The sequence below is a fragment of the Ensifer sp. B1-9 genome (assembly GCF_050474445.1).
Classification (GTDB): domain Bacteria; phylum Pseudomonadota; class Alphaproteobacteria; order Rhizobiales; family Rhizobiaceae; genus Ensifer.
In genome coordinates, this window is record NZ_JBCHVG010000018.1 from 100,073 (window position 1) to 120,468 (window position 20,396).

Genomic DNA, 20,396 nt, shown 5'->3' on the forward strand with positions numbered 1-20,396 from the left:
TGCACCCATCATATAGGATGCCGTTCCCAATACGGGAACCCTGATTCACGTGAAACATCGACGATCCGGAGACTTTGATGAACCTTGTCCGCACCGCCATGCTGCTTGCAGTCATGACCGCCCTGTTCATGGCGGTGGGCTTCGTCATCGGTGGACGTGGCGGCATGATGATCGCCTTTGTCATCGCTGCAGGCATGAACTTCTTCTCCTACTGGAACTCCGACAAGATGGTGCTGCGCATGTATCGCGCCCAGGAAGTCGATGAACGCAGCGCACCGGAATATTACGGCATCGTCCGTGACCTCGCCCGAAATGCCGGGCTGCCGATGCCGCGCGTCTATGTCATCGACAGCCCGCAGCCGAATGCGTTCGCCACCGGCCGTAACCCGGAAAATGCCGCGGTCGCCGCCTCGACCGGCCTGCTGCATGCGCTGAGCTATGATGAAGTCGCGGGCGTGATGGCGCATGAACTGGCGCATGTCCAAAACCGTGACACCCTCACGATGACGCTGACGGCGACGCTTGCGGGTGCGATCTCGATGCTCGGCAACTTTGCCTTCTTCTTCAGTGGCAACCGCGAAAACAATAACCCGCTGGGTTTCATCGGCACGCTGGTCGCCATGATCGTGGCACCGATGGCGGCGATGCTGGTGCAGATGGCGATCAGCCGCACCCGTGAATACTCGGCAGACCGGCGCGGCGCCGAGATCTGCGGCAAGCCCCTGGCGCTGGCCTCCGCGCTGGAGAAGATCGCCGGCGCCGCCCATCAGATTCACAATGACGATGCCGAGCGCAATCCGGCGACGGCGCATATGTTCATCATCAATCCGCTCTCCGGCGAACGCATGGACAATCTGTTCTCGACCCATCCGAACACGGAAAACCGGATTGCGGCTCTTCAGCAGATGGCCCAGGAAATGTCTTCGGTCTCGACGCCGCCGGTTCGTGCTGATAATCCCGTGCGCAAATCGCGCTCTGTGCCCTCTACCGGTTGGGGTCGCGGTGGTTCCGAACCGCCCAAAGGTCCCTGGTCCTGATGTCCGCAGAAAACAAAAACGATTCTCGTCCGAAACGATCACACCGAAACGGCGCCGCGGCGAAATCGAAGACGCCCGCCGCGCCGCGCGGTCCGGAAAAACCGGGTCTCAGAGCACGCCAGGCCGCCGCGAAAATTCTGGCCGCGGTCATCGACCGCAAAACGTCGCTGGACGGCATGCTCGACAGCGAGCACGGCAATCCGGCCTACCGCGAGCTCAACGAGGCCGACCGCGCTCTGGTTCGGGCAATCCTGAACTCCGCCCTTCGCCATCTGCCACGCATCCAGGCCGCCATCAATTCGCTGCTGCAGACGCCTTTGCCGGAGGGCGCACGCGCGCTCGAGCACGTGCTTGCCGTGGCGGCCGCGCAGATCCTCTATCTCGATGTGCCTGACCATTCCGCCGTCGACCTCGCCGTCGAGCAGGCGCAGGCGGATCCGCGCAATCGGCGTTTCGCCAATCTCGTGAATGCGGTTCTTCGGCGCCTGTCACGTGAGAAGGATGCCATTCTCGAGAGCATGCGGGATGTGCCGGCGATGCCGGAGTGGTTCTTCGAGCGACTGGTCGCCCGCTATGGCGCTGGACCAGCCCAGCAGATCGCCGAAGCGCAGCTCACACCGGCGGCAATCGACCTCTCGGTCAAATCGGAACCGGCAAGCTGGGCCGAACGTCTCGGTGGCACCGTCTTGCCGACGGGCTCGGTTCGTCTCGGCGCATTTTCCGGCGCCATTCCTTCCTTAGCCGGATTCGAAGAGGGCGCCTGGTGGGTTCAGGACGCTGCCGCGTCGATACCGGCGCGACTGTTCGGCGACCTCGGCGGCAAGCGGGTCGTCGATCTCTGTGCCGCACCGGGCGGCAAGACCGCCCAGCTCATCCTCGCCGGGGCTGAAGTGACGGCGCTTGATCAGTCCGGCAGCCGCTTGCGCCGGCTGAAGGGCAATCTGAAGCGGCTCGGCCTGGAGGCGGAGACGAAGGAAGTCAACATGGCCGACTTCCAGCCGGAAACGCTGTTCGATGCGGCCTTGCTCGACGCGCCCTGTTCGTCCACCGGCACGACGCGCCGTCACCCCGACGTGCTGTGGACCAAGGGGCCGGAAGATATCGCCAAGCTCGCCGCCTTGCAGGAGCGGCTGCTTCGCCATGCGCTCACCGTGGTCAAGCCCGGCGGCATTGTCGTCTTCTCCAATTGCTCCCTCGATCCGCTCGAAGGCGAAGAGGTCGTCGCGAGAGTGGTCGGTTCCGGCGCTGCCTATGAGCGGGTTGCGATCGCGGCTGCGGATTGGCCCGGGCTGGAGGATGCAATCACGCCGCTCGGCGAGATGCGCACCACGCCGGCCATGCTGCCGCTCGATGCGCCCTTTGCCAGCGGCGTCGATGGCTTCTACGCGGCAGTGATTCGCCGCAAATAACACCGCCGGCTCGCCGTCAGGCCGGTCAGGACGGGGCTCAAGGCCCTGTTTTGCCGTGTCATTTGACGCTTTCGCGCCGGAGGCCTATCAAAGATGGCAAGATTGATAAAAGTTTAACGGTCTCTCTGGCACCATGCGGCGGCTGGCGCGAGACCATCGCCCGTTCAGGTGTTTGAGCGGTCGTGCCAGAAATGAGGAAACCGGCGGCGTTGAGGTTGTTTTCCGGCAGGCGGAGGCTTTCTTACCTGTATGTGCGTGAAGGCTGGCGCCGCGTGTCGCGCCGGCTATCGATCGGTCGCGTCTCCACCCTGCGTTTCACCGGCTCGACGCCGAACCGCCTGATCGTCGCGCCGACCGACCTCCGGGCCGTCGATCCCTTTGTCGCCGAGGAAATCCTCGCCGGGCGTTTCCCGCTTGCCGGCCGCGTTCTCGATACGGAAGGCGACTCGCCGTTCGAGATCGATCTTCCGTCGCGCGAATTTGCGGCGCGTCTCCACTCCTTTGGCTGGCTGAGACATCTGCGTGCGATCCGCGAGGACGCCGGCTACGTGCGCTTACGCCAGATCGTCGACGACTGGATCGCCACCCATGGCCGCGATCTCGGCGGCATTGCCTGGGATCCGGACATCATCGCCCAGCGCATCATTGCCTGGCTTTCCCATTCGCCTGTGGTTCTGCGCAACGCGGAACACGGTTTCTATCGCCGTTTCCTGAAGAGCCTCGCGCTTCAGGTGCGTTATCTTCGCCATATCGCCGATACGGTGCGCGACGGCGAGGCGCGGCTTCGGGTGCGGCTTGCACTTGCGATGGCGTCGGTTGCGATGCCGGCTTCGCCGAGCGCCATTCGCAAAGCCTCGCGCCATCTCGACCTCGAACTCGACCGCCAGATCCTGCCGGATGGCAGCCATTGCTCGCGCAGCCCGCGGGCCGGGCTCGAACTGCTGCTCGATCTGCTGCCGCTCCGGCAGACCTACGTCAATCTCGGTCATGACGTGCCGTCGCGGCTGATCCCCTGCATCGACCGGATGTATCCGGCCCTGCGCTTCTTCCGGCATCAGGGCGGGGAACTCGCGCTGTTCAACGGCGCAACCTCGGTCCTGGCGCACGAACTGGCCTCCGTGCTGCGTTACGACGAGACGGCGGGCGAACCGTTCCGGTCTCTGCCCCATGCGCATTACGAGCGCCTGGCGATCGAGAACACGGTCGTCATCATGGATACCGGTCGGCCGCTGTCCGTCGATCTTTCGCGCAGTGCCCATGCCGGCTGCCTGTCCTTCGAGATGTCCTCGGGCAAGACGCGCTTCGTCGTCAATTCGGGCGCACCGAAATTTGCCGGCGATCGTTTCAGGCAGATGGCGCGCACGACCGCCGCGCATTCGACGGTGACCGTCAACGACACGTCGTCGTCACGCTTCTCGCAGTCGCGCTTTCTCGGGCCGATCATGACGACTGGCGTTTCCAAGGTCGCGGTGGCGCGTAAGGACGAGCCGGGTAGGCTGGAGTCGGTGACGGCAAGTCATGACGGTTATCTTGCCGCCTTCGGCCTGGTGCACGAGCGTGACATCGGCGTCCTGAACGGCGGCCGCATGATCCGCGGTCGCGACCGGCTGTCGCGTGCCGACGGCAGTGATCCGGACGAAGGCGATACGGCCACCGCGGTCGCTCGCTTCCATATTCATCCGGCGGTCGGCATCCGCCAGAACAATGCGCGCGAGATCTTTCTGACCGCGCCGGATGGCGAGATCTGGCTCTTTGCCTGCCAGGACGGAGAGCTTGCGGTCGAAGAGGATATCTTCTTTGCCGATCCTTCCGGCATCCGCGCATCATCGCAACTGACCGTAACTTTCGCCGTCGCCCGCCAGCCGGAGATCCAGTGGACCTTCTCGCGCGCGAACTGAGGTGCTTATTTTAGCGCTGCCGTCTCGTGGAGGTTTCTTCGACCGGCAAGCTATGCTAACGGGCAGCCATCCCAACCGCCGGAGCATCCTCCCGGGCGTCCGGCGCCGCCAAAGGAGCATGGTTGATGGCTGTCGCCTCCAAGAAAATCCCCGCCCCGAACGAGGTCACGGTTCGCACCGCCCTCCTCTCCGTCTCCGACAAGACCGGCGTCGTCGATCTGGCGCGTTCCCTTCACGAGAAGGGGATCCGGCTCGTATCGACCGGCGGCACGCACAAAGCACTTTCGGAGGCCGGCCTGCCGGTGAGCGATGTTTCCGAACTGACCGGCTTTCCTGAAGTCATGGATGGCCGCGTGAAGACGCTGCATCCGGGCGTGCATGGCGGCTTGCTGGCGATCCGCGACGATGCCGACCACGTCGCTGCCATGTCGACGCACGGCATTACCGCGATCGATCTCGCGATCATCAACCTCTATCCCTTCGAAGAAGTCCGGGCCAAGGGCGGCGACTACCCGACGACCGTCGAGAACATCGACATCGGCGGCCCGGCGATGATCCGCGCCTCGGCCAAGAACCATGCCTATGTGACGATCGTCACGGATCCGGCCGATTATCCGGTGCTGCTGGACGAGCTTGCTGGCGGCAAGACGACCTATGCGTTCCGTCAGAAGATGGCAGCCAAGGCCTATGCCCGGACCGCGGCTTATGATGCAGCCATCTCCAACTGGTTTGCCGAGGCGCTCGATACGCCGATGCCGCGCCACCGGGTCATCGGTGGCGTGCTCAAGGAAGAAATGCGTTACGGCGAGAACCCGCACCAGAAGGCGGGCTTTTATCTTACCGGTGAGAACCGCCCGGGCGTCGCCACCGCGACGCTGCTGCAGGGCAAGCAGCTTTCCTACAACAACATCAACGATACGGATGCCGCCTTCGAACTCGTCGGCGAATTCCTGCCGGAGAAGGCGCCGGCCTGCGCCATCATCAAGCATGCCAATCCGTGCGGCGTCGCCACCGCGCCGACGCTTGCCGAAGCCTATCGCCGGGCGCTTGCCTGCGATTCCACCTCGGCTTTCGGCGGCATCATCGCGCTCAACCAGGAACTCGATGCGGAAACGGCGGAAGAAATCGTCAAGCTGTTCACCGAAGTGATCATCGCTCCGTCCGTCAGTGAGGCGGCCAAGGCCGTGATCGCCCGCAAGCCGAACCTGCGGCTGCTTTCGACCGGCGGCCTGCCGGACCCGCGCATCCCGGGCCTTGCGGCCAAAACTGTCTCGGGCGGCCTGCTGGTGCAGACGCGTGACAACGGCATGGTCGAAGATCTCGAGCTCAAGGTCGTGACCAAGCGTGCGCCGACCGCCCAGGAACTCGAGGACATGAAGTTCGCCTTCAAGGTGGCGAAGCACGTCAAGTCGAACGCGATCGTCTATGCGAAGGATGGCCAGACCGCCGGCATCGGCGCCGGCCAGATGAGCCGCGTCGATTCCGCGCGCATCGCGGCAATCAAGGCCGAGGAAGCGGCCAAGGCCCTGGGCCTGGCAACGCCGCTCACCAAGGGCTCCGCGGTCGCGTCCGAAGCCTTCCTGCCGTTTGCCGACGGTCTGCTTTCGGCAATCGCCGCGGGTGCGACCGCCGTCATCCAGCCGGGTGGTTCGATGCGCGACGAAGAGGTGATTGCCGCCGCCGACGAACATGGCGTTGCCATGGTCTTCACCGGCATGCGCCACTTCCGTCACTGAGACGACGCCGGGATCGGCGTTTGATGCTTGTCCCGGAGTTGCCTGTACAATCAACAGTCAGAGGCCGTCGCGTCCCCAGGACTCGGCGGCTTTCTTGTGTCTGGTGTCGGCTGGATACGGCGTGCGCAGCAGGATCAGGAAACCGACCACAAGGAAGGCGATGAGCGCCATCATGCCGGTGCGGGCCGAGTCGGTGGCAAGTGTGATCGTGGCAACCGCCGCAGGGGCGAGGAATGAGGTGGCGCGGCCGGAGAGCGCATAGAGGCCGAAGTAGCGGCCTGCCTCGTCCGGGCTGACGCTGCGGGCGAGATAGGAGCGTGAGGAGGCCTGCACGGGACCGAAGGCGATGCCGACCAGCAGTCCGTAGAGGATATAGGCTTTCTCGGCGGCAGTGCCGAAGAGCGCACCGGAGTCGTCGGTCGATAGCGGTATCAAGCCAAAGGCGGTAAAGCCGGGGCCGGTCGAGACGATGCCTATCGTTGCAATGATGAGGCAGATGAGGCTGGCGGTGACGATGGCCTTGGAACCGAGCCGGGCGTCGAGCCTACTTGCGTAGAGGCAGCCGCCGATGGCGACGACGTTGAGAATGATGCCGTAGATGCCGAGTTCCAGTGTCCGCCAGCCGAACATGGCCGCCGCGAAGGTGCCGCCGAGTGCCAGAAGGCCGTTGACGCCGTCCTGGAAGATCATGCGCGCGATCAGGAAGCGCAGAATGCCGGCTCTTTCCCTGAGTTCGCCGAGCGTGCCCTTGAGCTCTCTGAGGCCGGTCACGGTCGCCTTGCCGAGCGACATGGTCGCCTTGGTCGCATCGGGCGTAAACAGGAACATCGGCAGGATGAAGACGAAATACCAAAGCGCTGAAATCGGTCCGGTGATGCGCGCGTCCTCGCCCGTTGCCGGATCCAGCCCGAACAACGGATCGATGCCGGCTGCCGTCTTGCCGGTTTCGGGGTTGCCGGCAAGCAGTGCGACGACGGCGATCAGCACGATCATGCCGCCGAGATAGCCGAGACCCCAGGCGATGTTGGAGATGCGGCCGACATTCTTCTCGTCGACCAGCCGGGTCATCATCGAATCATTGAAGACGATCGAGAATTCGGCGGCGACCGTCGCGAGCACCATGAAGATCGCCGGGAAGAGGATCGGCGAGCCCGGGGCCGCAAACCAGAGCATAGCCAGCGATATGATCTTGATGACGGCGAAGAAGGCGATCCAGGGCTTTCGCGGGCCGGTCGCGTCCGCGATGGCACCCAGCACTGGCGAAAGGACCGCGATGATGATGCCGGAAACGGTCAGTGTATAGCCCCACATCGCCTGGCCGACGGCGTGATCCTCGGTCAATCGGGAGACGAAGTAGGGGCCGAAGATGAAGGTGGTGACGACGGTGAAGAAGGGTTGCGCCGCCCAGTCGAACAGCATCCAGCCGGCGATGCCTGCGCGCGATGTCCGCGGCTGTTCTTCAGTCCTCTCGGCCAAAATCTGCAAGGTCCCCTCCCGAAACGACTGCGCCGCGCGTCCCTGGAACGCGCGGCGCAGCCTATCTTCAATCGGACCGATTCCAAAAGGTCCAGAGCAGGATCCGGGCGAAAAAACTGCCCGCGCCCCCGTTCCTCCTGTTCAGGCGGACCGGTTCAATCCGATCCGCGCCGATCAAGACGGGGCGAACCGTCTCACTTCGCCCGTCCGCGCGCCAGGTCGTTGAGGAGGCCTGCAGCAACCGTGATCTTGGCGAGCGTCGTTTCGCCCTTCTCGGTCAGGAGCTGCAGCTGGCCGGTCGCCTGGGCGACACGGACACGTGCGCTCTCCTCCCAGGCAGCAACCGGGTTGCGTTCCTTCTTCTGCTCGCGCAACGCTGCTGCGGTGATCTCCCGCCGGGCCGCGGCGATATCGGACACGGCCCGCGACAGAGCCATGGCCTCGAACTGCTCCGTCGCCGGAACGCGATCGGAGGCCGCCAGCAGCCGGTTGATCCGAAGCGTATCGGTGACGGCGAAGTAGCCTTGTGCCGTGCGGCTCAGCGTCTCGCCGGTTTCAGCCGCAATCTGCATGATCTCCGGCACGAGCGTCATCAGCGCCAGTTCCGAGATCTCCTCGGCGAGCTTGGCCGGTACGCCGCCTTCGACGAAGGCCGCCGTCTTCAGCCGTGCTTCTTCGGCGCTCTCGCCGGAAACCGCGGTCCGCATCGTGCCGCGCAGCTTCTGCAGGCCGTCACGCAGGCGCGATACGGCCTCGGAGACGGAGCCGGTCGCTGCATGAGTACGCAAGGCCCGCTCGGTGACGAGCGTGAAGATGCGGCCGACTTCCTGGTAGAGGATGTTCTGCAGGCCGCCACCGATCTTGTTGTCGAGCGCGTCGATCTCGTCATAGATGCGCGGCAGGTCGAAGCCGTCGAGTGCCAGCACTGCGGCCTTGACGACGTCGGCCGAGAGGAAGCCGGTGGCGTCCGTCAGGGTCGAGACGAAGGCGGGACCGCCGCGGTTGATCACCTCATTGGCGAGGATCGTCGCGATGATTTCGCGGCGCAGGCGATGCCCGCGGATGTCGCCCGCATAGGCCTTGCGCATCTTCGCCGGGAAGTAACGCTCCAGCGTCGCCGTGAAGTACGGATCGTCAGGCAGTTCGCTCGCGATCAGCTCATCGAAGAGAACGAGCTTGGAGTAAGACAGCAGCACGCCGATTTCCGCGCGGGTCAGAGGCTTGCCCGCCTGATAGCGCTCGGTCATCGCCTGGTCGGTCGGCAGTGTCTCGACCTTGCGGTTGAGATGGCCGTCGGCCTCGAGGCGTGTCATGAGCCGGCCAAGCGTCGTGCGGTTGCCGAGGCCCTGCATCGCAGTCAGCGAGATTGCCAGCGATTGCTCGTAGTTGTTGCGCAGCACCAGATGGCCCACTTCCTCGGTCATCGAGGCGAGCAGCGTGTTGCGCTTCGCACGGGTCAGGCGACCGTCGCGCATGGCGGAAGCAAGCGCGATCTTGATGTTGACCTCGACGTCCGAGGAGTTGACGCCCGCCGAGTTGTCGATGGCATCCGAATTGCAGCGGCCGCCATTGAGGCCGAAGCCGATGCGGCCCTTCTGGGTGACGCCGAGGTTGGCGCCCTCGCCGATGACGCGGGCGCGGACCTCTTCGGCCGTGACGCGGATGGCATCGTTGGCACGGTCGCCGACTTCCGCATCCGTTTCGTTGCTGCCGCGCACATAGGTGCCGATGCCGCCGAACCAGAGCAGGTCGACCTGGCTCTTCAGGATCGCGTTCATGATCTCGAAGGGGGTGGCCTTCTGCTTGTCGAGGCCGATGGCCGCCATCGCCTGCGGCGTCAGCGTCACCGATTTCTCGGCACGCGAGATGATCATCGCGCCCTCGGAAAGCGTCTTGCGGTCATAGTCCTGCCAGCTCGAACGCGGCAGGGCGAACATGCGTTTGCGCTCGGCAAAGGAGGCTTCGATATCCGGATTCGGATCGATGAAGATGTCGCGGTGGTCGAAGGCCGCGATCAGGCGGATCTTCTCCGAGAGCAGCATGCCGTTGCCGAAGACGTCGCCCGACATGTCACCGACACCGGCGACGGTGAAGGGCGTCGTCTGGATGTCGATGTCCATCTCGCGGAAGTGCCGCTTGACGGTCTCCCAGGCGCCGCGGGCGGTGATGCCCATCTTCTTGTGGTCGTAGCCGGCGGAACCGCCGGAAGCGAAGGCGTCATCGAGCCAGAAGCCCGCTTCCTGCGCAAGGCCGTTGGCGGTGTCGGAGAAGGTCGCGGTGCCCTTGTCGGCGGCAACGACGAAATAGGGGTCGTCGCCGTCGCGGCGCAGCGTATCGGCCGGCGGCACGATATCCTGGCCGACGATGTTGTCGGTCACCGAAAGCAGGGTGCGGATGTAGGTCTTGTAGGCTTCGGTACCGGCCTTGAAGACCTCGTCACGGGTGCCGCCGACCGGGAGCTGCTTCGGATAGAAGCCGCCCTTGGCGCCAACCGGCACGATGACGGCGTTCTTGACCTGCTGCGCCTTGACGAGGCCAAGCACTTCCGTGCGGTAGTCCTGAGCGCGGTCCGACCAGCGCAGGCCGCCACGGGCGACCTTGCCGAAGCGCAGATGCACGCCCTCGACCTCGGTGCCGTAGACGAAGATTTCGCGGAACGGGCGCGGTTCCGGCAGGCCGTCGAGCTGCTTCGGATCGAGCTTGAAGGCGAGAACCGCGCGCGGCTTGCCCTCTGCGTCATGCTGGAAGTAGTTGGTCCGCAGCGTCGCTTCGATCGCGTTGACGTAGCGGCGCAGGATGCGGTCTTCGTCGAGGCTCGGAACGGCTGACAGCGCGTCTTCGATCGCGGAAAGCAGGGCGCTGCACTTCTTGGCACGCGGCTTTTCCTCGAGCTTCGGATCCATGCGGGTCACGAACAGCTTGAAGATATCGGCTGCGATCGCCGGATACTTGTTCAGCGTGTCGGCGATATAGCCCTGCGAATAGGTGATGCCGGCCTGGCGCAGATAGCGGGCATAGGCGCGAAGCACCGTGACTTCGCGGGCATTGAGGCCAGCAAGCAGAATCAGCCGGTTGAAGTTGTCGTCCTCGATCGTGCCGTTCCAGGCGGCGAGGAAGGCCTCTTCCAGGGCCGGGCCCGTCTTGTCGAGGTTCAGCGTGTGCCCGTCGCGGTGGATCAGCTCCATGTCGTGCAGCACGACCTTGCGCTCGTCTTCGCCATGAGCCTCGACGCCGATGTCGTAGGTCTGCTCGCTGATCACCCGGAAGCCGAGGTTTTCGAGCAGCGGCACGCGGCGCGACAGCGATACGGGCTCGCCGGCATGGAAGATCTTCAGCTCCGCCGTATCAGCGCGCGTGACGGCGCGCGGGTAGTGATAGAAGGAGATCCGGATCGGGTCTTCCGTCTTGCAGGCGGCGATATCCGCGAGGTCCGCATAGGCTTCCGCCGGCGTGAAGAACGACTGATAGGCCTCGTCGACGTTGAGTCCGATGCCGTCCTTGCGCGCGAGCAGATCGAACCGGTCGATCCAGCGCGTCACGATTTCGCGAACGGCTTCCTCGAGCTTGGCCTGCGGAATGCGCGGGGTCTTGCCGGCGGAACGGCCGATGATGAAGTGGACGCGGGCCAGGCCGCCTTCCGGGAAGGCCGGGTAATAAGCCGAGACGCGGCCGTCATAGACCGTCTTCAGGTAGTCGCCGATCTTCTCGCGAACGTCCGAATCATACTGTTCGCGCGGCACGAAGACGATGACAGAGACGAAACGGTCGAAATGGTCGATGCGCGGCAGCACGCGGATGCGCGGCCGGTCGCCGAGTTCGTTGATCTGCTCGCAGAAGGCGGCAAGCAGGCCGACGTCGATCTGGAACAGGTCGTCACGCGGGTAGGATTCCAGCGTGTTCGCCAGCATCTTGCCGGAATGGCTCTGCGGGTCGTAGCCGAAGTGATCGACGATCTTCTCGATCTTGTGGCGCAGCAGCGGGATCTCGGATGCCTGGCGGGTGTAGGCCGTGGAGGTGAACAGGCCGACGATGCGCAGTTCCCCGGTGACATTGCCGTCGGCATCGAAACGCTTGACGCCGACATAGTCCATATAGGCGCGGCGATGCACGACCGACTTGACGTTGGCCTTGGTGACAATCAGGAAATCCGGGCCGTCAAGGAAGGCGAGGATTTCCGGCGTGGTCAGCACCGCGTCCTTGCCCTGGCGCAGGACGCGTACGTCCGGGTTGGAAAGAATGCCGAGGCCCCTGCCCTTGCCGCGTTCGACGGCTGCCTTCTCGCCCTTGCCCGAATAGGTGTACTCGCGCATGCCGAGGAAGGTGAAGTTGTTGTCGCGCAGCCAGCGAAGGAAGGCGAGCGCCTCGTCGCGGTCGCTCTTCTTGCGCGACGCATTGTAGGCCTCGAGCTCCTGCATGGCCTGGTCGAGCAGCGCCGTCATCGCCGGCCAGTCGTGCACGGTCTGATGCACCTGCTCCAGCACGTCGCGAATGCGGTTGCTGAGGTGTTCGGCCTCGACGGGCGCGAGCTTGGTCAGATGGATCTGAATGTGGCTGACGCGATGCGCCGGATCGCTTGCCTCTTCCGGATCGAAGAGCTTCGCCGGCTTGCCCGGTTCCTGAACCAGAATGGGGTGGATGGCGAGGTGAATGTCGCGGTGCGTGCTGGTGATCTCTCCCATGATCGAATCATAGAGGAACGGCATGTTGCGTTCGGTGATCGCGATGATTGAAACCTCGGTGCCGCCAGGTGCGACGCCGGCGACGTTCTCGACCGAAACCTGTGGCTTGCCGCCGTCCCAGCGGGCGAGTTCACGGTGCGCATGGGCTGCAATCAGCGCCAGCATGTCCGCCGAATAGAGATCGAGGTCGTCGTTGCTGGCCCCACCGAAGAGGATTTCCGGCGCCAGCCCGTCGACGCCCAGTTTGATGGCGGCCGCCTTTGCTGCGTCGATGTGTCTGTCCCGCTTCGGATTGTATTTCACGCCCATGAAGTCTCTCCCACTCATGATAGGCCAAACCCTATCAGAACCATGGCTAATGGCGACCGCTTTTTACGCCGATTTCGGCAAAATCGAGCCCAAAATCGGAGAATTTCACGTGAAAACAGCTTAAATCCATTTAAATCGAAGGCAATTTCGCGAAAATTGCTCGAAAATCGATGAAAAAGCACGAAAACGCCAGCGGCTTCTGCGGAACCTATCTGCCATCGGCTGTTGACAGGGCGGTGACAGTCGGGTGATCAGAGTTTCTAGACTGAAGGATTGGACTCGTCGATGCCCGAAATGCCCTCCCTGCCCGGCGCCGTCATCGTCATCTCGAGCCATGTCGTGCGTGGCAAGGTCGGCAACCGGGCCGCAGTCTTCGCGTTGGAGACGCTGGGGAATCCGGTCTGGGCACTGCCGACGGTCATCCTTCCCTGGCATCCCGGGCATGGGCGCTCGACGCGGGTCACCATTCCGGATGCGGATTTCCAGTCGGTGATCGACGATCTCATTGCCGCGCCCTGGGTGGGCGAGGTGCGCGCCGTGCTTTCGGGCTATCTCGGCTCGACCGATCAGGCCGAAGGTGTCGCGCGCCTGGTGGCAGCCCTGAGGGAGCGCAATCCCAAGCTCATCTATGCCTGCGATCCCGTCATCGGCGATGCCGGCGGGCTCTATGTTCCGGAGGCGACCGCGACGGCTATTCGTGACCGGCTGCTGCCGCTTGCCAATCTGGCGACGCCGAACCGCTTCGAGCTTGCCTGGCTCTCCGGCGCCACGCTGGAAACGAATACGGCAATCCTCGATGCTGCTCTCGGCCTCGGCCCGGCCCGCGTGCTGGTGACCTCGGCAGTGCCGATGATGAGCGGCGGCACGGGTAACCTCTTCCTTTCGGGCAATCATGCGCTGCTCGCCGAGCATCGGCTGGTCGAGAATCCGCCGAATGGCACAGGCGACTTGCTGACTGCCGTGTTCCTTGCGCGACTTCTCGAAGGACTGTCGGAAGAGCGCGCATTGCAGATGGCGACGGCGAGCGTGTTCGAGATCATCGCGCGCAGCGTCAAGCGCGGTGCCGATGAACTGACGATCGAGCAGGATGCCTCGAGCCTTTCGACGCCGATGGCGATGGTGCAGATGCGCCGTCTGGTGCATCCGAATCAGATACGGCGAAAATAGAAGAAGCTGTTCATCGACGATGCCTGGAAGACATCGTGGGTTGAACTTTAGATCATGATGATTTTCATGACTTGGAGCGTGATGCGGGCGAAGGCCCGCGTCTGGCTCGAAGCAGCAGCGGAGAAACCGATGGACAAGCAGCAGCAGCGTTTTCCGGATCACCTTCTGAACGGCTACCGCAACTTCATGAATGGCCGCTTCAACGAACAGCAGAAACGCTACAAGGCGCTCGCGGAAACCGGCCAGAAGCCGAAGACAATGGTCGTCGCCTGTTGCGATTCGCGTGCGGCGCCGGAAACGATCTTCGACAGCGGCCCGGGCGAACTCTTCGTCGTACGCAACGTTGCCAATCTGATGCCGCCCTATGAACCCGACGGTCATTATCACTCGACGTCGGCCGCCCTGGAGTTCGCCGTGCAGTCGCTGCGCGTCAGCGATATCGTCGTGATGGGGCATGGCCGCTGTGGCGGCATCAAGGCGGCACTCGATCCGGATGCCGAGCCCTTGTCGCCCGGTGATTTCATCGGTCGCTGGATGCACCTCCTGAAGCCGGCAGCCGAGCAGATCCAGAGCAACGACATCATGACCCAGGCGGAGCGCCAGCGTGCGCTCGAGCGGGTCTCGATCCGCAACTCGCTTGCAAACCTGCGCACCTTTCCCTGCGTTCAGATTCTTGAGGCCAAGGGCAAGCTGCATCTGCATGGCGCCTGGTTCGACATCTCGACCGGCGAACTCTGGGTGATGGACCCGGCGACCGGCGACTTCTCCCGTCCGGGCATGTAGCCAGCAAAAAGCCCGGTCCATTCGAACCGGGCTTGAGACTTTCTCAGAAAAGGTCGGACATCCGAAAGATCAGAGGCCGTCGATCTCCGCGCCGATGATGGCGATTGCCTGCTGGTAGACGCTTGCCGCGTTCCAGCCCTGGATCGCAGCGAAGTTCGCCTGGCCGGGCTGATAGCCCGCACCCGGCTGCCAGCCGTGGCCGCGCAGGAAGTTGGCGGTCGAAGCCAGCGCGTCGGCCTTGGAACGCACCATGTCGATGTGGCCATTGCCATCGCCATCGACGCCGTACTTCAAGACGTTGGCCGGCAGGAACTGGGTCTGGCCGATCTCGCCGTGGGCAGCACCGTGCGCATCCGGGCTCAGATCGCCCCGCTGCACGAGTTGCAGCGCCGCATAGAGCTGGTCGGTGAAGTAATCCGAGCGGCGGCAGTCATAGGCAAGTGTCGACACGGCCGAGAGCGTATGCTCCTTGCCCATGAAGCCGCCAAAGCCGGTCTCCATGCCCCAGATGGCGATCAACGGCCCGGCCGGCACGCCGAAACGCTGCTCGATGCTGGTGAACAGCGCGGCGTTCTGCTGCTTCATCTTCTTGCCGCGGGAAATGATCGCCTGGCCACCGCGCTTCTGCATGAACTGGTCAAGCGACAGCTTGAAGCTCTTCTGGCCGCGGTCGGCGCGGATCGTCGCCTTGTTGTAGGAGACGCTCGACAGGGCGCGATCGAGGACTGCAGGGCTGATCCCGTTGCCGGAGGCTTCCTGCTTGAAGTTCTGCACCCAGGCGGCAAAGCCGCTGCCGTCATTGCCGCATTGGGCAGCAGATGCCATAGCCGGAAAAATTGCGGTCGAAATCAGGGCAGCAAGCCCCACTGCTACGCACTTTGCCCTGTGCATGAAATACCCCGTCATAGCCCGAATCTCGTTGCTTTCAAAAAATGCCAGCCTTCGCCGGCGGTGTCACCTACCGGGAGTGGCGGGTAACTTTATCGTGGTTTCACGTGATTCCGGGGCGACACCGCCCATGGCCCGTGAAACAGGAAACCCGCCAAGCCCGGATGGGCTCGGCGGGAGCGAACTGCTCTACTGCCTCTTTCAGGCCGCCTGCTTGCGCGGCTTGATAAGGCCACGGTTGACCAGGAGCTCGGCGATCTGGATCGCGTTCAGCGCGGCGCCCTTGCGCAGGTTGTCGGAGACGACCCACAGGTTGAGGCCGTTTTCGACCGTGGCGTCTTCGCGGATGCGCGAGATATAGGTCGCGTCTTCGCCGGCGCATTCGTACGGCGTGACGTAGCCGCCGTTTTCGTGCTTGTCGACGACCAGGCAGCCCGGTGCCTCGCGCAGGATGTCACGTGCTTCATCGGCGGTGATCTCGTTTTCGAATTCGATGTTGACCGATTCCGAATGGCCGATGAACACGGGAACGCGCACGGCGGTGCAGGTCACCTTGATCTTCGGATCGAGCATCTTCTTGGTTTCAGCCAAGACCTTCCACTCTTCCTTCGTGTAGCCGTCTTCCATGAACACGTCGATGTGCGGGATGACGTTGAAGGCGATGCGCTTGGTGAACTTCTTCGATTCGATCGGGTCGGCAACGAAGACCGCGCGGGTCTGGTTGAAGAGCTCGTCCATGCCCTCCTTGCCGGCACCGGATACCGACTGGTAGGTCGAGACGACGACGCGCTTGATCTTGGCGTGGTCGTGCAACGGCTTCAGCGCAACGACGAGCTGGGCGGTCGAGCAATTCGGGTTGGCGATGATGTTCTTCTTGGTGAAGAGCGAGACCGCATCCGGGTTTACTTCAGGCACGATCAGCGGCACTTCGGCGTCGTAGCGCCAGGCCGAAGAATTGTCGATGACGACGCAGCCCTGCTGGCCGATCTTCGGCGAATACTTAAGCGAAACCGCGCCGCCGGCCGACATCAGGCAGATATCGGTATCGGAGAAATCGTAGTTTTCGAGGTTCTTGACCTTGAGGGTCTTGTCGCCGAAGGAAACTTCCGTGCCCTGGGAGCGGGCGGAAGCGAGGGCGACCACTTCATCCGCGGGAAAGCCGCGTTCGGAAAGGATGTTCAGCATCTCCCGGCCGACATTGCCGGTGGCGCCTGCGACTGCAATCTTGAAACCCATGATCTAAGCTCTCTTTCTGTCTCTCCTCATCGGGTGGAGGGGGAACCGCGCGCGTTGCCGCGAAGGTTCCGGTCCCCGGCCTTACCGGGGAGAGAGCGGAGGGCCAGAGACGTCAGACGGTTTTCGTCGTCGTTTTGGCCGTTGTTTTGCAAGCGAACGAAAAATCGACAGCCTGCCCCGCGGCAAGAGCCGGCAGGATCAAAGCAGCGATGGCTGGACCGATCGGTCGCATGGTGATGATTTCCTCGTTCGACGCTGCTCTTACGCGGTTTTGGGGAAGAGTCAAGACATGGCGACGCTGCGGCGCCCTTGCCGGGCCCTCCGCGGTCGATCGCCGCATTAGACGAAAGTCATAAGCCGAAAGCATCTCTGCCTACGACGGCGCTTTTCTGACATCCTTCAGATCAGGCGCACCACGCCCGGCGATTCTTGGGAGGAATGCCGGGCCAGCCAATGGGCGCTCCAACAAGCTGTTTTGGAGTGGAGGATAAGCAAAATGGCAAATGTCGCGACAGCGGAGGACGCAAAAACGCGTCCGATGACCGGCGAGGAGAAGAAGGTCATCTTCGCCTCGTCGCTTGGTACCGTGTTCGAATGGTACGATTTCTACCTCTACGGCTCACTCGCCGTCTATATCGGCGCGACCTTCTTCAGTTCCTATCCGGAAACGACGCGAAACATCTTCGCGCTTCTGGCATTCGCAGCCGGCTTTCTGGTTCGTCCGTTCGGCGCCCTGGTTTTCGGTCGCCTCGGCGATCTCGTCGGCCGCAAGTACACCTTCCTCGTGACGATCCTGATCATGGGCCTGTCGACCTTCCTGGTCGGCATCCTGCCCGGCGCTGCTTCGATCGGTATCGCTGCGCCGATCCTGCTCATCGCCCTGCGCATGCTGCAGGGACTGGCGCTCGGCGGTGAATATGGCGGTGCCGCCACCTATGTGGCCGAACATGCGCCGCATGGGCGCCGCGGCTACTTCACCTCCTGGATCCAGACCACGGCGACGCTCGGCCTGTTCCTGTCGCTGGTGGTGATCCTGCTCGTGCAGTTTGTCGTCGGCAAGGAAGCCTTCGCCGCCTGGGGTTGGCGCATTCCCTTCCTTCTGTCCTGCGTGCTGCTCGGTATCTCCGTCTGGATCCGCCTGAAGATGAACGAATCGCCCGCCTTCAAGAAGATGAAGGAAGAGGGCAAGGGCTCCAAGGCACCGCTGTCGGAAGCCTTCGGTCAGTGGAAGAACGCCAAGATCGCGCTTCTGGCACTGTTCGGCGCTGTCGTCGGTCAGGCGGTCGTCTGGTACTCCGGTCAGTTCTACGCCCTGTTCTTCCTGACAGGCGTGCTCAAGGTGGACGGCCAGTCGGCCAACTTGATGGTCGCCGCCTCGCTGCTGATCGGCACCGGCTTCTTCGTGTTCTTCGGCTGGCTCTCCGACAAGATCGGTCGCAAGCCGATCATCATGGCCGGTCTGCTGCTTGCCATGCTTACCTACTTCCCGCTGTTCAAGGCGATGACCTGGGCCGGCAACCCGGCGCTCGCACAGGCCCAGGCAACGGTCCGCGCGACCGTGACTGCGGCACCGGGCGACTGCAAGTTCCAGTTCAACCCGACCGGTACGGCGAAATTCACCACCTCGTGTGACATCGCAACGGCGTTCCTGACCAAGAACTCGGTGCCTTATGACGTCGTTACGACCGCAGCCGCCGGTACGGCCGCAACGGTCAAGGTCGGCGAAACCACGATCAACAGCTACGATGCGGCCGCCGCCGGTGATGGCGCCAAGGCTGCCAACGGTGCCTTCGAAAAGCAGGTCAACATGGCGCTTCACGATGCCGGCTACCCGCTGGTTCGTGGTGCGGCGAAGGTTCCGGAATCCAAGCTTGACGCCTTCGTTGCCGCCAATCCGGAGCTGTCGCTCGATGCGGCTGCCGTCCGCGGCGGCGAAAAGACCATGGTTCCGGCCGAGAAGCTGATCGCTGACAAGCTGTTGACCAAGGATGAAGTCGGCGCTGCCACCGAGATGGCCGTCTACACGATCGCCGGCGGCGGCACCTTCGCGATGGTGGCGGATCCCGCCAACGTCAACTGGACTATGATCATCGCCGTTCTGACCGTGCTCGTCATCTACGTGACGATGGTCTACGGCCCGATCGCCGCGCTGCTGGTCGAACTCTTCCCCACCCGCATCCGCTACACCGGCATGTCGCTGCCTTACCACATCGGCAATGGCTGGTTCGGCGGCCTGCTGCCGGCAACGGCCTTCGCGATGAGCGCGGCCCAGGGCGATATCTACTACGGCCTCTGGTACCCGATCGTGTTCGCAGGCATCACGCTGGTGATCGGTCTGCTGTTCCTGCCGGAAACGAAGGATCGCGACATCCACGCGATGGACTAGACGCTGAAATCACGCAATTCCGGGCGGAAACCGTTTCGTCCGGAATTGCCCGGATCTTCCCCGAGCTATCACGGCTCTCCTGACTCCGGCGCGGTCTTCCGCGCCGGCTTTTTATTTGGCCTGGTCGCTGCGTCCCAGCAACGGCCAGCCGCCCGGGCCGAGATGGAACAGCCGACCATATCTGGCGAAGAGAAATGCCATCATCACCGATGTCCAAAGGCCGAGCAGCAGCCCGGCAGCGACGTCGCTTGGATAATGCGCGCCGACGATGACGCGGGAGACGCCAATCATCAGCGCCAGGATCAGAAACAGCGGCCTCAGCTTCGGCAGCAGCATGGCGAAGACGCCGAAGAAGGCGCCGGCGGCGGTCGAATGGCCGGAGGGAAAACTCTCGTAGAGATTGGTGTTGGCAAATGGCGTCAGACTATAGGCGCCGAGCTCGGTGAAGAGCTCCGGCCGGGCCCGGCCGACGATAATTTTCAGCGTGTGCACCAGCACGCTGGCCGTGCCGATCGTCAGGAGAAAATAGGCCGCAAGATCGCTGGCGGTGCTTGCCCTGCGCTGAAGCGGCTCCTGCTTTGCCGCGCGCTGCACGACGAAGGCGACGGCCAGGGCGGTGGCGGAAAGATAGATCATCCAGCCGAAGCGGCCGAAGTCGGTGATCTTTTGGTTGAAGGCGACGATGCTGGCCGGCAGGCCCTGCGCCTTTTGGGAGAGAAACGGGTCCAGCGGAACGAGGGCGAACACGAGGACGATCGTCGTTAGCAAAATCCATCCGGTGGCCACCAATGGTCGTTTCATGACTCTCCGTCCGTCCGCCAGTTCTCGTGAGTCCCGCGGTCATTGTTTTTTGACTGGCTCTCGGGCCATCTCTCCCGATGTGTCGGATCTTTTGGCAAATTCAAGGCCTCAAACGCAAGACACCTCCGGATGCGCTCCGGAGGTGCTTGTCTGTCGGGTGGCGGCCGGCGTCGGGCCGGTGCCATGCGGCATCGTCCGCTGATCAGGCCGACAGCGCCTTGAACTCGGAAAGGATGGCGTCGCCCATCTCTGAGGTGCCGACCTTCCTCGCCCCTTCGGCCATGATGTCGCCGGTGCGGATGCCCTGGTCGAGCACATTGGCGATCGCCTTTTCGAGATTGTCGGCCTCCTTCGTCAGGTTGAAGGAATAGCGCAGGCACATGGCGAACGAGGCGATCATCGCGATCGGGTTGGCAATGCCCTTGCCGGCGATGTCCGGGGCCGAGCCATGCACCGGCTCGTACAGCGCCTTGCGCTTGCCGCTGACCGCATCCGGGGCGCCGAGCGAGGCCGACGGCAGCATGCCGAGCGAGCCGGTCAGCATCGCCGCCACGTCCGACAGCATGTCGCCGAACAGGTTGTCGGTGACGA

The 20,396-nt window shown here is 63.4% G+C and carries 13 protein-coding genes; 7 read left to right on the forward strand and 6 right to left on the reverse strand.

The window, feature by feature from the left end; translation table 11 throughout:
• The first annotated feature begins 77 nt into the window (after positions 1-77).
• The 4 genes from htpX to purH all read left to right on the forward strand — a co-directional run bounded on the left by htpX (position 78) and on the right by purH (position 6,080).
• Complete coding sequence (htpX, locus tag ACQ5BM_RS29290; protein WP_429818861.1) at positions 78-1,037, forward strand: zinc metalloprotease HtpX; 960 nt, start codon at positions 78-80, stop codon at positions 1,035-1,037.
• The gene (locus ACQ5BM_RS29295) at positions 1,037-2,446 is read left to right on the forward strand and encodes an RsmB/NOP family class I SAM-dependent RNA methyltransferase (protein ID WP_429818863.1); all 1,410 of its coding nucleotides are present in this window, start codon (positions 1,037-1,039) and stop codon (positions 2,444-2,446) included. The genes htpX and ACQ5BM_RS29295 overlap by 1 nt, the downstream gene beginning before the upstream one ends.
• 191 nt (positions 2,447-2,637) lie before the next feature.
• Positions 2,638-4,344: a heparinase II/III family protein gene (locus tag ACQ5BM_RS29300; protein WP_429818865.1), complete on the forward strand. Its 1,707-nt coding sequence runs from the start codon at positions 2,638-2,640 to the stop codon at positions 4,342-4,344.
• A gap of 125 nt (positions 4,345-4,469) precedes the next feature.
• Entirely contained in the window at positions 4,470-6,080 is a 1,611-nt protein-coding gene (gene purH, locus ACQ5BM_RS29305) for a bifunctional phosphoribosylaminoimidazolecarboxamide formyltransferase/IMP cyclohydrolase (protein WP_429818868.1), read from the forward strand.
• 57 nt (positions 6,081-6,137) lie between these two features.
• On the opposite strand, the gene ACQ5BM_RS29310 is transcribed toward purH, so the two are convergent.
• Positions 6,138-7,565, reverse strand: a complete 1,428-nt coding sequence (locus tag ACQ5BM_RS29310; RefSeq protein ID WP_429818870.1) for an MFS transporter — start codon at positions 7,563-7,565, stop codon at positions 6,138-6,140.
• A 185-nt stretch (positions 7,566-7,750) separates the two neighbouring features.
• Entirely contained in the window at positions 7,751-12,544 is a 4,794-nt protein-coding gene (locus ACQ5BM_RS29315) for an NAD-glutamate dehydrogenase (protein ID WP_429818891.1), read from the reverse strand.
• A 285-nt stretch (positions 12,545-12,829) separates the two neighbouring features.
• Here ACQ5BM_RS29315 and pdxY point away from each other — a divergent pair, with 285 nt between their 5' ends.
• Both pdxY and ACQ5BM_RS29325 read left to right on the forward strand, forming a co-directional pair.
• Positions 12,830-13,711: a pyridoxal kinase PdxY gene (pdxY, locus tag ACQ5BM_RS29320; RefSeq protein WP_429818872.1), complete on the forward strand. Its 882-nt coding sequence runs from the start codon at positions 12,830-12,832 to the stop codon at positions 13,709-13,711.
• Between the two features lie 129 nt (positions 13,712-13,840).
• A complete protein-coding gene (locus ACQ5BM_RS29325; protein WP_429818893.1) occupies positions 13,841-14,494 on the forward strand; it encodes a carbonic anhydrase in 654 nt (217 codons plus the stop codon).
• Between the two features lie 69 nt (positions 14,495-14,563).
• Here the strand turns inward: ACQ5BM_RS29325 and ACQ5BM_RS29330 are convergent, their stop codons facing one another.
• On the reverse strand, positions 14,564-15,385 hold the full coding sequence (locus ACQ5BM_RS29330) for a lytic murein transglycosylase (RefSeq protein WP_429818875.1): 822 nt from the start codon (positions 15,383-15,385) through the stop codon (positions 14,564-14,566).
• Between the two features lie 198 nt (positions 15,386-15,583).
• Positions 15,584-16,618: an aspartate-semialdehyde dehydrogenase gene (locus tag ACQ5BM_RS29335; RefSeq protein ID WP_173517921.1), complete on the reverse strand. Its 1,035-nt coding sequence runs from the start codon at positions 16,616-16,618 to the stop codon at positions 15,584-15,586.
• A 496-nt stretch (positions 16,619-17,114) separates the two neighbouring features.
• On the opposite strand from ACQ5BM_RS29335, the gene ACQ5BM_RS29340 reads away from it, so the two are divergent.
• Positions 17,115-19,004, forward strand: a complete 1,890-nt coding sequence (locus tag ACQ5BM_RS29340; protein WP_429818877.1) for an MFS transporter — start codon at positions 17,115-17,117, stop codon at positions 19,002-19,004.
• Between the two features lie 111 nt (positions 19,005-19,115).
• Here the strand turns inward: ACQ5BM_RS29340 and ACQ5BM_RS29345 are convergent, their stop codons facing one another.
• Both ACQ5BM_RS29345 and ACQ5BM_RS29350 read right to left on the reverse strand, forming a co-directional pair.
• Entirely contained in the window at positions 19,116-19,805 is a 690-nt protein-coding gene (locus tag ACQ5BM_RS29345) for a phosphatase PAP2 family protein (RefSeq protein WP_429818879.1), read from the reverse strand.
• Positions 19,806-20,007: 202 nt separating this feature from the next.
• Positions 20,008-20,396: isocitrate/isopropylmalate family dehydrogenase (locus ACQ5BM_RS29350; protein ID WP_429818881.1), on the reverse strand; the 389-nt coding region annotated here is incomplete at its 5' end.